Source organism: Mycoplasmopsis agalactiae PG2, assembly GCF_000063605.1.
Classification (GTDB): Bacteria; Bacillota_I; Bacilli_A; order Mycoplasmatales; family Metamycoplasmataceae; genus Mycoplasmopsis; species Mycoplasmopsis agalactiae.
Map to the genome: position 1 here is coordinate 229,014 of NC_009497.1, position 14,015 is coordinate 243,028.

15 protein-coding genes are annotated in these 14,015 nt (G+C 28.9%); 6 read left to right on the forward strand and 9 right to left on the reverse strand.

What is annotated here, in order from left to right; all coding sequences use genetic code 4:
• Positions 1 to 32: 32 nt before the first annotated feature.
• Positions 33 to 614 (reverse strand): hypothetical protein, encoded by a 582-nt coding sequence (locus tag MAG_RS00985; RefSeq protein ID WP_232955144.1) that lies wholly within the window; start codon positions 612 to 614, stop codon positions 33 to 35.
• Positions 615 to 722: 108 nt separating this feature from the next.
• Between MAG_RS00985 and MAG_RS00990 the strand changes: the two genes are divergently transcribed.
• The 4 genes from MAG_RS00990 to MAG_RS01005 all read left to right on the forward strand — a co-directional run bounded on the left by MAG_RS00990 (position 723) and on the right by MAG_RS01005 (position 5,425).
• Complete coding sequence (locus MAG_RS00990) at positions 723 to 2,873, forward strand: HinT-interacting membrane complex protein P80 (RefSeq protein WP_011949376.1); 2,151 nt, start codon at positions 723 to 725, stop codon at positions 2,871 to 2,873.
• Positions 2,874 to 2,884: 11 nt separating this feature from the next.
• Positions 2,885 to 4,270, forward strand: a complete 1,386-nt coding sequence (locus MAG_RS00995; protein WP_011949377.1) for a HinT-interacting membrane complex lipoprotein P60 — start codon at positions 2,885 to 2,887, stop codon at positions 4,268 to 4,270.
• Between the two features lies 1 nt (position 4,271).
• Complete coding sequence (gene hinT, locus MAG_RS01000; protein WP_011949378.1) at positions 4,272 to 4,607, forward strand: histidine triad protein HinT; 336 nt, start codon at positions 4,272 to 4,274, stop codon at positions 4,605 to 4,607.
• Positions 4,608 to 4,726: 119 nt separating this feature from the next.
• Positions 4,727 to 5,425: an MAG2000 family lipoprotein gene (locus tag MAG_RS01005; RefSeq protein ID WP_011949379.1), complete on the forward strand. Its 699-nt coding sequence runs from the start codon at positions 4,727 to 4,729 to the stop codon at positions 5,423 to 5,425.
• A 57-nt stretch (positions 5,426 to 5,482) separates the two neighbouring features.
• Here MAG_RS01005 and rpmG read toward each other — a convergent pair whose 3' ends face one another.
• Positions 5,483 to 5,635, reverse strand: a complete 153-nt coding sequence (rpmG, locus tag MAG_RS01010; protein WP_011949380.1) for a 50S ribosomal protein L33 — start codon at positions 5,633 to 5,635, stop codon at positions 5,483 to 5,485.
• Between the two features lie 478 nt (positions 5,636 to 6,113).
• On the opposite strand from rpmG, the gene tpx reads away from it, so the two are divergent.
• The gene (gene tpx / locus MAG_RS01015; RefSeq protein ID WP_011949381.1) at positions 6,114 to 6,602 is read left to right on the forward strand and encodes a thiol peroxidase; all 489 of its coding nucleotides are present in this window, start codon (positions 6,114 to 6,116) and stop codon (positions 6,600 to 6,602) included.
• Between the two features lie 41 nt (positions 6,603 to 6,643).
• Here tpx and MAG_RS01020 read toward each other — a convergent pair whose 3' ends face one another.
• The 7 genes from MAG_RS01020 to secG form a co-directional block, all read right to left on the reverse strand.
• A complete protein-coding gene (locus MAG_RS01020) occupies positions 6,644 to 6,880 on the reverse strand; it encodes a sigma factor-like helix-turn-helix DNA-binding protein (RefSeq protein WP_011949382.1) in 237 nt (78 codons plus the stop codon).
• The gene (ftsY, locus tag MAG_RS01025) at positions 6,870 to 7,934 is read right to left on the reverse strand and encodes a signal recognition particle-docking protein FtsY (protein ID WP_011949383.1); all 1,065 of its coding nucleotides are present in this window, start codon (positions 7,932 to 7,934) and stop codon (positions 6,870 to 6,872) included. Before ftsY ends, MAG_RS01020 begins: the two co-directional genes overlap by 11 nt.
• Before the next feature lie 68 nt (positions 7,935 to 8,002).
• Positions 8,003 to 8,287, reverse strand: a complete 285-nt coding sequence (locus MAG_RS01030; RefSeq protein ID WP_011949384.1) for an antibiotic biosynthesis monooxygenase — start codon at positions 8,285 to 8,287, stop codon at positions 8,003 to 8,005.
• A 24-nt stretch (positions 8,288 to 8,311) separates the two neighbouring features.
• Entirely contained in the window at positions 8,312 to 9,859 is a 1,548-nt protein-coding gene (gene metG, locus MAG_RS01035) for a methionine--tRNA ligase (RefSeq protein WP_011949385.1), read from the reverse strand.
• 3 nt (positions 9,860 to 9,862) lie between these two features.
• A complete protein-coding gene (locus MAG_RS01040) occupies positions 9,863 to 10,648 on the reverse strand; it encodes a tRNA1(Val) (adenine(37)-N6)-methyltransferase (protein WP_011949386.1) in 786 nt (261 codons plus the stop codon).
• Between the two features lie 20 nt (positions 10,649 to 10,668).
• Positions 10,669 to 12,858, reverse strand: a complete 2,190-nt coding sequence (gene rnr / locus MAG_RS01045; RefSeq protein WP_011949387.1) for a ribonuclease R — start codon at positions 12,856 to 12,858, stop codon at positions 10,669 to 10,671.
• Between the two features lie 2 nt (positions 12,859 to 12,860).
• Entirely contained in the window at positions 12,861 to 13,103 is a 243-nt protein-coding gene (gene secG / locus MAG_RS01050; RefSeq protein ID WP_004024372.1) for a preprotein translocase subunit SecG, read from the reverse strand.
• Positions 13,104 to 13,426: 323 nt separating this feature from the next.
• Here secG and gmk point away from each other — a divergent pair, with 323 nt between their 5' ends.
• A complete protein-coding gene (gmk, locus tag MAG_RS01055; RefSeq protein ID WP_011949389.1) occupies positions 13,427 to 14,014 on the forward strand; it encodes a guanylate kinase in 588 nt (195 codons plus the stop codon).
• Position 14,015 lies beyond the last annotated feature (1 nt).

Sequence of the window (14,015 nt, forward strand, 5' to 3'; positions counted from 1 at the left end):
AATAAGTTTACTAAAAAACCTATAAAACAGTGCTATAAGTTTTTAAAAGACTCAAAGAACGGTACTGTAACTCCCTTTTCAGTTACAAAAAACCTTTTGTTAAAATTAAGATTATCAAAAACTTTAAATTTATCAATTTCAGAGTTCAAAATAATAAATTTTGTATATCTTTCATGCACTAAAGAATTCACTAAATCATGCAAAGAAATTCTTTGTGTTTTTGAGCCAAAAAGATAGTAAAGTCAGTGTTTTTTGCTGTTTCCTCAGTAAATTAAACGTTTATAGTTTTTAAACTTATATCAGTAGTTTATTTTCTCATCATTTGTGCCAACAATAATGTTTATTTTGATGCTTGAACCCGAAAACTTATAGTAAGGTGCTAGTGACTTATAAGCAAGATTTTCAGGCAAAACAAAGTGATTTGGATATTTTTTAAGCAAGAAATAAAAATCTGTGTGTCATAAACACACTTCAACATCATTAATCAAAAATAGCTCAGGCTCATTTTTATACTCATAATAATTAACTAGCCCAAGCGAGTAATTTATTTTTTCTAAATCTAATATTTTTTGTAATTCTTTTAGTATTTCTATTGCAGTTGTTTTGACTATCATTTGCATAAATTATAGAAAAATCATAATATAATATTACTAATTTATTTTTTTACAAATTTTAGTTTAAGATTAATATTAAATATTTATATATAGTACCTAGGAGCACTTATGGGAAAGAAAAAAACACCATTTTTCGAGCGTCTTTTGCAAAAAAATGCTGAGCAAGAAAACAAAAATAAAACAACAGGAAAAAGCAAAAAAAGCAGAAGTTGAAAAATAGCAACAACTTCTTCACTTTTAGTTGCTGCTGTTGCTACTGGTATTACTGTTCCACTTGTGATTAATTCAACTAAAAAGAACTTTATTGATGGATATGCTCAAAACACTAATGTAGCTAGTGCCAAGATTGGTGATTTTAATTTAGACTTAAACTTTGGAGAGTTTAAGGATATTTACCAAAATCATAATATTTCTTCATCAGAAGATAAACTAAAAGAGATTGATAAAATCATTCTTTACTACCTTTATGATCAAGAGCAAAAAGCATCAGCTGAGTATCAAAAGAAATGAAACGAATCTAAAAGAAGCGATAAAAAAGATAACAATTCTTTCCGTTTACCAACCTTGGATGAGCTTAAAACTAAATTCAAAAATGAATTAGTTGATATTGAAAACAATATGAAGCTTCAATTTGGTACAGCTAACTGACAAACTGAATTTAATAAGCACTTAGTTGAAAAATACAATGGTGCTAAAAATATTGATGAAGCAGTTGAAAATAAAGTTTTTGAAGGCATTAAATCAGATGCCTTGCGTCGTTTTAGATTAGCTAATGGCGATTCTAAAAAAGATGAAATTGAAAGAAAAGATAAGAGCGGCAAAAATGTTTTTAGCTGATGACATGATAATGGCAAAGATAAAAAATTCATTGAGTTAGATGATAAATCTAAATTAGCATTAGCAACTGACAGTTTTGTTTTCAAAGATTCTTATAAGTCAATTGATCCTTTTATTGAGTCATATATTGCAAATGAAAAACCAAGAATTATTAGTGAATTCACACTTCCTGGTATTGCTCCTGCCAAGAAGAATGAAAAATGAAATATTGATAAAAATATTTTCCTTAGATACCTATTTTATGCTAAGAAAGATACTTTTGGCTTAAACAAAGTTACCGAAGGATTTAACGTTGTTAAAGAGAAATTTAATTCATTTGATCATTACATAAATTATGTAGTTACGAAAAACGGTAACAACATTCTTCCAGATGATGCTATTCAATATTCATCAGTTCTTAACACTTTTTCAACTAGCAAGGAAGAAATTAAGAAAAACTGAGGAACTTCAGGTTTAACATCAATTTCTGAGTTAGTAACTGGTGATAATTTCCAAAAATTCCTAGCAAATAATCCAAAATTGTTGTTCAGGGAAAATTATAATGGCACTAATGGCGGAACTAACAGCAACGAGCCAAAAGAAATCGATTTGTTTAATAAAATACAAGAAATTAAAACTGAAATTGATAAACTAGCTAAAGTGAATAATGGTACAAGTTCATCTTCTGAATCATCAAATGGTGGACAAATTCAGGATAATGAAAAAGCCGCTGAACACAATGAAAAACTTGAGAAATTTTTTACTGAAGTTAATGAATCTCAAAGTAAAGGATTAACAGAAAAAGTTTTTGAAGAAAACATACTTAAAAAGTTTGTGGCCATTTTTGAGCAAAGCGAAAAAATTCAAACAGTTTACAATGTCAAGTTTAATGGCGGAAGTGCAAAAAATGTAACAGGCATACTTTCTCCTGAAGGGTTCAAATTGTTAATTTTTGGTGAAGAAATTACAAAAGAAAAACTTGTTGAAATGATCAAAAATGATTTCATTTTAAACCGTAAATATGAAAAACAATTAGGCGTTAGATATAATGCATTGCAAAAGCTAAACAAGCAGCTTTCAAGAAATGAATATATTCTAAAAATGCTTCAAGATAATGAGTTTAAGCAATATCTAATAACTCAAAACAATAACTTTGTCTTTGATAAAAGTGGTAAAAAGTTAGAAAATGTTAAATACAATGATTCCGCTATAACTGACTTAATTGCAGCATCAACTGCAGCTATTCAATTTGATAAGATTTCAAACTTTATTAAGCTTTCTAAAGATGCTTCAACTTGAATTGAAAACAGAGCTAAAAATAATTATGATGAGCTGTTTGAAATGAAAGATGGCAAAGCTTATTTCAAGCATAACAATACAAAAACAGCTGCTTCACTAGTATTAGAATATTTAAAAAAACAATTTAACCTAGAGGATAAATAATTGGGGGAATAATGAAGAAAATAAGCAAAAAATTACTATCATCATTAAGTTTATTAACTATTCCTTCAGTTGCTGTTATTAGTGCTAAATGTGGAAATGATGTTGAAACAACTGAAAGACTAAACCAACAAAAAGATCTTAAAGAAAATAAAAGGGTAGCTGAATTAGAAGAAATTTGAAACAACTTTGCTCTAAGCTACATTTATAACCTTAAACCAGCAAAGCAACATGATGCTAATAGCTGAAAGAAAAATTTTGAAAAAGAGTTTCAAAATCAAAGTTCTCAATTATTTAAAGACTCATATGAAGCATACAAAATATTTGCTTTAGATCAGCTTTCTAAAAATGAATATTACTTTGTTGAAAAGTCATTAGAGTGAAAAAAGAATGATGTTTTCAAGACTAATCCGTTTGACTGAATTAGCACAAAGAATTTTCCTGGAGAAGATAAAAAAGAAGACTTCATCAAAATATGAATGGAAGATAAAACTGGCATTAGAAAAGAAATTAACAATATGCTTTTAGTTAAAGCTTACTTTGAAATTTCTGACTTAAGTAAATTACAAACAATAGCAAACAATATTGCTAATGTTGGCAAAAAAGACAAAGAAAAATCTAAAGACCAAAAGTTTGAATACTATGTTGATGGTAAGGATGCTAAATTTGACTTAAAACACTATAATTTAGTTAAATATGCATTTGAAAACAAATACATTCAATTATGAAATAGAACCTTTGATGATAAAACAACTTCTAATGATATTTTTACTAGAAAAGAAATAAAGAATACTATTTCAAATAAAGATGATTTCAATGCATTTTTCAAAGACTCTGCTGAAGCTGAAAAGAAAGCTAAAGAGTGAGAAATAATCACTACAAACACTGAAGACAAAGAACTTCAAGGCTATGCTGGCATTCAAAAAGATCCTGGAACTTATGGTCTTAACTGAGATGAAACAGATAATAAAAGAAGAAATAAAGGCTCAGGAACTTATGGTGTTTATGATGCTTTAAACTCAATTTTGTTTAGCTTTAATGATTTAAAATCGAAAAACTCATCAGTTAATGTCAAAGACAAAGATGGCAAGTCAATTGTTTCATACATAAACCAAATTGTACCTGTTGGTAAAAAAGTTAAACTAAGAACTAAAGAAGACTATACTAAAAAGAGTGTTGAAGATTCAAAACTAAAAGAAGTAGAAGTATTATCATTTGAAGATTCTATTTATAAAGGAAACTTAAATAAATTAGCTTACTTATTTTATGGAAAAGATGCAAAAAACCTTTTAGAAAAGGCAATTGAAGCATTTGCTCATTTAGGTGTTAAAATTAAAGTTAATAAAGAAATTACTCCTCTTTATGAACAATTAAAAGACAAGGTATGGGTAGAGAAATAATATGGATGATTTATTTTTAAAAATAATTAGCGGTGAAGAAGAAGGAAAAATCTTCTACAAAGATGATGTTTGTGTAGCTTTCTATGACAAATTTCCTATTCAACCAGGACATTTCCTAGTTGTGCCTAGAGTTAAGAGCAAAAACATTACTGAAGCGGATGACTTTACTGCTGCACACTTGATTAATACTGCTAGAAAATTAGGCAAGCAAGAAGTATTAGACAAAGGAATTGCTGGCTTTAAGATTTTAATTAACACAGGTAAAAGTGCTGACCAAAGCATTTTCCACACACATGTGCATGTAATTCCATATAAAGAAAAAAGCAAAGACAACTAATAAATTAAGCAAATAATTCTTCAGGCGAAGAATTATTTTTATAATGATTTAGATATTTTCATGGCACTCAGTTTTCAATTTTTTTGGTATATTTATTCATAATGTAGAAATGAGAAATAATGAATAAAAGAAAAATATTATTAATATCTTCATTTGCATCACTAGCTCCCATAGTTGTGGCTGCTAAGTGTACTCCAGATAGTGATAACATTGTAGAATTTAGGCTAGGAATTAAAGATTTAGACTTAAGATTTGCTAATTATGGTGTGGTAAATAGCCAAGAATTAGAAAAAGAGCTTAAGCAAAAGCCACTTAAAGATGGCGAATTTACAATCGTGTATCCTAGTCAGGATGAGTTAAATAAAGAGGCTCAAGTTATCAAAGATTTCTTTGAAAAAGAAGAAACCAAAAAGATTCCTGGATATAAAAATATTTACAAAGAAACCTATGAAACAATTGTTTTGGGCAAACAACCTGTAACTTTAAGTGATTTTACAAACGAGTATTTATGATCTCGTGATTTAGTTAAAATTGTAGATAATGGCAGTATAAAAAGCAAAAATAAATTAAAACTAATAATCAATCAATTTATTGATAATGCTAATGGCTCAACAACTGCACATTTTAGAATAGAGCACAGTGATGATCAAAGAATTTATGAAGTTATTGGCGATTCTAATGGCTATATAGTGCAGTTTAAAGGCAAACTAAAAACCATTTCTGCTAACCACTATCACTTAACTAAGGAAATTATTGAGAACAACAAAAATAATTTAGCTGTTTTATTAAAAGCTAATGAAACAACACAAAGAACATAAAAAATGCCGAAAAGCGGCATTTTATTTTTAATGAAAATGTAGAGTTAAATAAAAAGATTATTTCTTTTCCTTGTGAAGAGTGCTAGCATTGCATTTTGCACAGAATTTCTTTAATTCTACTTTTTCTGGTGTATTTTTTTTGTTCTTTTTGCTAATGTAGTTTTCCATTTTGCAATCAGTACAAAATAATGTAAATCCATCTCTTGGCATTATAAATCTCCGTTTTATTTAACTTATATGTGTATTGCCTAACTAATATTTACATATTATAGTAAAAAAACCAAAAAATGCATATATTTTAAGGCAAATATTAACAAAATGTAATTTAGTAGTAAGCATGGCATTTTTGTGTTTAATATAAAGCTTATTTTAACTTACTAATTACAGCGAAATATTTTGGGAAAAGCACTGCTTTTTCCCATTTTTTTACTTTTTTGTGATTCTCACACGAAAAATACTCATTAACAAAATGAGAAGGGAGCAGGCATTTATATCTAAATTTCAGGCTTTCAATAAAACAAACCTAAAGTTGTCGCCTTCATAAAATAAGTCACCAATCATAAGATAAAGATATATAACTTAATCATTTACCAATTAATTTGGTACTATGAAAATATAATCCTATTAAAATAATGTTATTAAGCATAATATATAATTATTATATTTCTTAGCTATTGATTGGAGAATTATGAAAGTATTATTTGTAAATATGGATGTAAACCTTTTAGGTAATGAAGTTAAAGTTGGGGGGGATGTATTTCCTAACTTTAAAGCTGTGGACGGTGAATTAAATGATTTTGAATTTTATTCATTGCCAAAAGGTAAAAAATTAGTTTTATCAGTTCCATCAATTGACACAGGAACTTGCGACATTGAAGCAACTAAATTTATGAACTATTTCAAAGACAAAGAATATGAAGTAGTGGTTGTATCATATGACACACCTTTTGCACAAAATCGTTGATGTGTTGCAAAAGATAATAAAAAAGTTAAATTAGTTAGTGAATTTAAACACAATGATTTTGGCAAGAAAACACAAACATTATTAGAAGGTGTTGGCCTACTAACTAGAGCAGTATTTGTCTTAGATGAAAACAATAAAGTTGAATATGTTGAATATGTGCCAGTTGTTTCAAATGAGCCTAACTATGAAGCTGCCTTAAAGTACTTTAAATAAGGCACAGCAGTCAAAAAAATGAACCAGAGCAGGTTCATTTTTTATTCACTAGTTTTAGCTTCAATTTTTTTTAGATTATTGATAGCTTTATGAACGCTATCATAAGCAGCAGTTCTTGTTGTGGCCGTGATTTTAGCTATTTCAGCATACGAAAGATTTTCATAGAAATAAAGTCTAAAGGTTTGTTTTTGGGTTTGAGTTAATAATCCTTCATATTTTTCAAAAAGAGAGCACAAATGTTCAATATTTTTAATGTCATTAATGGGATTATTCTTCATTTTTGTCAATTAAATCCTTGGTCATTTCATAAATGAAATTATCTAAGTCAAATTCTTGAAGATCATCAAGTCCTTCCCCTAGGCCTAGATATTTAACATTGATGTTAAATTCATCCTTAATTGATAAAACAATCCCACCTTTTGAAGTACCATCCATTTTAGTTAAGATTATGCCAGTAGGATTAGCAACTTCGCTAAATGCTTTGGCTTGGCTTACACCATTTTGGCCAGTAGTTGCATCAAGAACTAGTAAACACTCATGTGGTGCACCTTCTTGGAACTTATTAATAATTGAGTACATTTTTTTAAGTTCATTCATTAAGTTAATTTTATTTTGCAATCTGCCGGCTGTATCAATTAACAATAAGTCATAATTTTCAGCTTTAGCTTTCTCTAAAGCGCTATAAACAACGCTCGCTGGATCAGCACCTTCTTTTATTGGCTTAACAATATCAGCTCCAACACGTTCAGATCATATAGCAATTTGATCAACTGCACCTGCTCTAAAAGTATCAGCAGCAGCAATTAAAACTTTCTTACCTTCTTTTATATATTTATGTGCAACTTTAGCAATGCTAGTTGTTTTGCCACTGCCATTAACACCAATAAATATTAAGATATTTAATCTGTCATCTTCAACATTAAGTGTTGTATCAACAACACTTTTATTGGTATAAACAACAAACATTTGGTCAGCTATTAGCTCGCCAATATCTTTAGTGCTAGTTAACTCTCTGATCTTAACTTCATTTTTAATATAAGTAATAATTGCATACACTAGCTTAGCACTTATATCGCTCATAATTAAAATTTCTTCTAATTCATCAAAGTACTCTTCGTCAATTTTTTTGTATTTGTTTGAAAGATCCAGCAATTTTGCGCCAAGTGAGCTTGATTTGCTTAATCCAGCTTGGTACTTTTCTAACTTTTGCGAACGCAAAAGTTCTTCTTGCTCTTTTTTCTCTAATTCAGCTTGCTTTTGCGCTAATTTTTCTTCTTTAGACTTCTTTTTTCAACCAAATAATTTGTCTTTTAAATAACTAAAAAATCCCATAATTCAATTTTATATAAAAATATCCTACTAACTAAAAAATAAAAAAACTATAAACATAGTTTATAGTATTAAACATTGACATTAAGTCTTTCAACTTTAGCATTATATTCAATGAATTTTTCTAATTCTTTATTGATTAATTTAGCCTCATCAAGCTTTAAAAAATTATTGTATGCTGCTGCTGTGCTTCATCTTTCGATTACAACAAGTGTGTTTTCGTTTTTTCAGCATAAGTCAAAAGAAAGATTTAATTCTTGTTTTTTAACAAAATCGTTTCAGTTTCTAATCAAGTAAGCAAATCTTTCCTTAGCTTCTTGCCTAATTACCATTTCTTTATAAATTATGTGAATCATTTTTCCTTCCGCTATGCTGGATATCTATTTTTTAATTCTATTATATAGAATAAATTTATCAGCAGTTTTAACTCCATCAAATTTTGAAAAGTTGCTAATATTATCTAATTCAAATGAGTTAACATTTAAAGCTCTAGCTACTTCAGTAATTTTATTAGGCATAACAATTTGCAAGCTTCAAGAAACTGCATAAATGCCATTGAGCAGTCTAACTAAAATGTTTTCTAACTCTTCTTTATGTTCGTGCGCAGTCAAGGTTCAAGGCTTAAGCATATCAATGTATTTATTTAATGCATCAGAAAGATTCATTGAGTACTCAAGTGCTTTATCTAATCTAAATTCATCCATAAGCTCAATGAATTTAGATGAAAATGAGTTAATTTTTTCTTCTATTTCTAAATGTTCAATTTTACTGCTTTGCCTGTAAATTAGCCCTTCTGGGGAAGAATTGCTAATCATTTTGACTGTTCTAGAAACTAAATTGCCATAGTTATTAACTAACTCAGAATTAATAATGTCAATAAGCTTATCTTCGCTAAAATTACCATCTTCACCAAAAGAAATTGCTGAAGCAAAATAATATTTAATCATTTCATCATCATACTTACTAAATAAATATTCAGGCTCAATGACATTGTTTAATGACTTAGACATTTTTCTGCCGTTTTTATCTCTTAAAAGACCATGAGCATAAATTTTGGTAGGGATTCTAATTCCTAAAGCTTTTGTAAAAATAGTTCAGTAAATAAAGTGAAAACGCGAAATTTCCTTACCAATTATGTGTACAATTTCATCACCATTTTGCCAGTACTTTAAATATTCATCACTTGGATTTTCTAAATCAAAACCTAAAGCACTAACATAATTAAAAAGCGCATCTAATCACACATAAAGAGTATGTTTAGGATCCTCATTAGTTTTTATGCCTCAGTTAATATTAGTTCTAGTGACTGAAAGATCTTCAAGTCCTTCTGAAACAAAGTTTGTAATCATTTCATTAGTCATTTTAGCTGGCAAAAGTCATTCAGGATTATTTTCTACTTCCTTTAATCACCAGTTCTGAAACTCTTTCATTTTGAAAAAATAGCTCTCTTCACTCATTAAAACTAATTTATGTCCGCTAACGGGATGATAGTATTCTCCATCTTTTAATACAGCTTGATTTTTGGTTAAAAACTCTTCATCATTAACTGAATATAAGCCATCATATTTACCTTTGTAAATAAAGCCAAGCTCTAAAAATTTACTAAAAATTGCTTGCACCATTTTCATATGTTTAGGATCACTTGTACGACTAAAATAGTCATAATTTATGTTGTATTTTTGTCACATTTTTTTATATGAATCAACTAATTCATCAGCATATGTTTGTGGATCCTTATTAGCAGCAGCAGCTTTTTGCTCTATTTTTTGACCATGCTCGTCACTTCCAGTTAAAAACTTTACGTCAAAACCTAAGATTTTTTTATAGTTAGCAATTATCCAAGTAACTGTGGTGCAGTAAAGATGACCAATGTGTAATGGACCAGATGTGTAGTAAATGGGTGTAGTAATATAAAATGTTTTTTTCATAAATTACTCCATATTAACCTTTATGGGTTTATAAAGATTTTTGATTTCAGGTAAATAATCATGATTAAGTGGATCATTTGGATCATGCAGGTATAAATTTGGTAAAAAATGAGTGCCTCAGCCAGCTTGATATCTAGCTTCGACTAAAACTAACTTAGGCTTATCATAAACCCGCGGTATCATAAATTGCACTCTCTTAGGCTCAAACTTGTACTGACGCATCAAGCAGAAGCAATCAACTAATCTTTCAGCGGGAATAACAAGCGTTAAATAGCCTTTTTGTTCAATAATTTTGGCGCTTCCAGAAATTATTTGTTCTAAGTTTAGCTTAACTTCGTGAGTGGCAATTAAGACCTCCTCACTAATTTTCTTTGATATTTTGCTTTTGTCATAAACATAAAAAGGCGGATTGCACACAATGGCCTCATATTTAGGTTTAACTAGCTTTGTATGTTCTTTGTAAAAATCATTAAAATCAGCTTGAATTACATTAATTTGCTCTTGTTTGTTATTTAAAATAACATTATTCGCTGCTAGCTTGGCAGCTTTTTCCTGAATTTCAATTGCATCAATTTTTAAATTTTTACTTCTTTCAGAAATAAAAATGCTCAGTGCACCATTATTTGTACCTATCTCTAGCATTCTTTTAATTTTGTGATTCAAGAAAACAAAATTGCCAAGCATTATTGTATCGACAGAATAATTAAACATTTTTTTGTCTTGATAAACATATAAATTGCTATCAAAGCCCAATGAATTTTTAACTAATTTAGCTTGTTTATTTTTCATATATGCCTGTTTTATAGTATTTAACGCTTATTGAATCCTTTTTGCTGATTAAAGTTTTTAGAAACTTTGTTTCTTAAATAGGTTTTATAGTCTTGAGCTAAAACACAATCGATTTTACCAGTTGTTTCATCTGCATTTGTTATAACAACTCTGACGGTTTGACCTAATTTATAGGCTTTTTTGGGATCATTTTTGCTATATAACTTGGTCATTTGTTCATTAGCTTCAAAATCACCATCGCCAATGTTACTTATGTGCACCATTGCATCAGTTTTGTTATCAAACTGAATAAACATTCCAAATTTAGTTATGCCAAAAACTTGGCCTTCAAACTCGCTGTTGATTTTGCTTTTAAAATATTCAGCAAACTTAAGATCATTTACATCGCGTTCTAATTGCACTGCATTTTCTTCACTAGCTGAGTTCATAGCAGCTATTTTTTGCAAATTAGCAGCAAATTCATCAACTTTATTTAACTGCTTTTTAAAAACAAAGTCTCACAAGACTCTGTGAACAATAACATCAGGATATCTTCTAATTGGGCTAGTGAAGTGACAATAGCATTCACTGGCTAACCCAAAGTGGCCAATATTATCAGGTGAGTAAACTGCTTTTTGCATTGTTCTTAAGAAAAGCATTTTTAAAAATTCATCATTGCGCTGGCTGTTGATTTGATTTATAATTTTTTGAAATGTTAAAGGAGTAATATGCTTTCTGTTTAATGAAACATTAATTTTAAGTGACTTTAAAACTTCTAAAAAGTATTCTATTTTCTCTTCACTAGGCACTTCATGAATCCGATACATCATAGGCAGCTTAGAGTTAGTTATAAACTTAGCAACTTCCTCATTAGCTCTAACCATGAAGTCTTCAATCATTTTTTCCGATTCGCCTGTTTTTTCGACACTGATGTCTAAAACACGACCATCAGAATCAAGCTCAATATGTGGCTCTTGAATTTCAAAATCAATGTATCCTTGCTTGTTTTTAAACTCTCTTATAATTTGTGAAAGCTCATAGGCATTTTTAAGCATTTTATTAAGCTCTTTATCTTCAAAGTCTTTAGATTCGTTAATAAATTCATTGACTCTTTCATAAGTAAGTCTATATTTAGACTTTATAACTGAAGGCACAATTTTAGTTTCTATGCTTTGACCTAGTTTATTAATTTTAGTTATGCAGCTAATAGTTAATCTTTCTTCATTTGGATTCAATGAACATATGCCATTAGATAATTTAAAAGGAAGCATTGGTACAACTTCATTTAAAAGATAAATACTTGTTCCTCTTTTTAAAGCTTCATCATCCAAAGGAGTATTTTCTTTAACATAGTAAGCAACATCTGCAATGTGCACTCCTAATTCATAGGTGTTTTCGTCAATTTTTACTACGCTTATAGCATCGTCAAAGTCTTTTGTACTAGAACCGTCAATAGTTACAACTAGGTCATTTCTTAAGTCAGTACGCATGCTTAAGTCTTCATTTTTTATATTTTCAGGAATAAATTTTTGAATATATTCATTAACTTCAGCAGGAAATTCCCTTGGCACATTTCTAGCTTCTTCTAATGACTTAACATAAGCCATAGGATCATTAACATCTGTTATTCTTTTGATTATGTTTATTTCTTTATTTCTGTTTTCATAGTTAATAATTTCAGCAACTACAACATCTAAAACCCTAGCTTCACTAGCAATATTTTTTATTCTAAAACTAGTATTTTTATAAATTGGCTCAATTGGCTTGAATGTAACAAAACCATTAACATTGTCTAAAACACCAATTAATGTTTTACAACGACGCTCTATGATTTTTTTAACTTTAGCAAAAGTTCTATTGTTGTCAGGGCTTATAGGCTCAAAAACATCAGCTTCCACAATGTCATTATTAAGTGCTGTATTAAAATTATTGCTGGAAACAAAATAAGAACTTTTGGTTCCATTTTTGCTTAATTCTTCAACATCAACAAAAGCACACTTGCCCTCAGAAGCAAAATGAATCGGCCCTTGAATTGTGTTTATTTTTCTTAATGCTACATATGATGAATCTCTTTTGTCAAAAGCAATTAAATCCCTAGAAGACAGATTTATAAGCATATTGGTCAAAATCTTACTGTGTCTGGGGCTAATATTTAGCTTCCTTAACAAAGTGTTTGTATTTATGTGTGGGTTTTCTTTGATTGTATTTATTACTACTGTTTCATTAATCATATTTATTTAACTAAAGCTCAACAAACAATCGAAATCACTAAGAGGATAAGCCCTAAAGAAACCATTGATCATTTGAGAACTTTCTTAAATCCTCTCTCTTTTGAAGTTTTAAATAACTCTAAGTCACCTGAGCCAACTAAAGCACCAGAAAAAGCATTAGAATCTGGCGACATAAGCAGTGAAATTACTAAAATACCAGCTGAAATAATGACTAAGATAATTGACAAAATTGCTTTAACATCCATTTTCTTATTCTCCTGGTTTAAAATAAATTATTTTATATTATATATTACTTTTGCTTTTCTTGGCCTTTTTATATTCTAATAGCTTATGATTTTTTTAATTTTGGTTTTTGTCTTGATAATTTAAATAAATTAAGACAGGCTATGTAGTTAATTAAAAATTATTTTTATAGCACCTATATTTTCCAAAAAGCCTATGAAACAAAGTTTTTGGAAAATTAGTCATCAAATATCATTTACTCAAGTACACTAGATTTCATTTTCCTAGTTTAGTTTCCAAATTAATGCTAATATATTTTCAATAAATTAATATAATAAATATAACTATGACAGAAAGCGTAAACAAGAAGCCAATTATTATCTTTGCAGGGCCTAGTGGTGTCGGTAAAGGTACTATTGAAAAGTATTTATTTGATAACAAAGAGCTAAGATTGCACTTAGCTTGTTCTGCTACAACCAGAAAGCCTAGAGCTGGAGAAGTAGAAGGAGTGCATTATTTTTTCATTAGTAAAGAAGACTTTGAGAAAAAAATTAGTGAAAATGCCTTTTTAGAATACAGTTATCACTTTGAAAATTACTATGGCACCTTGTATGCTGAAATCGACAGAATTCATAATTTAAATAAAGTTCCATTTTTAGAAATAGAAACAAATGGGGCAAAGCAAATACTAAGTAAAAAAGAGGTTAATGATAGATACAAAGTAATTACTTTTTTCATTCTACCTCCTTCAGTTACTGAATTAAAAAATAGAATCTTAAACAGAAATACTGAAAATAAAGAAGCTATAAATATCAGAATGCAAAAAGCTATAGACGAAATTAATGATCAGCATTTATTTAAGTACAAAATTGTCAATGATGATGCTGAATTAGCTGCCAAGAGAGTAACTCAAATAATAAAGGAAGAAATATAAA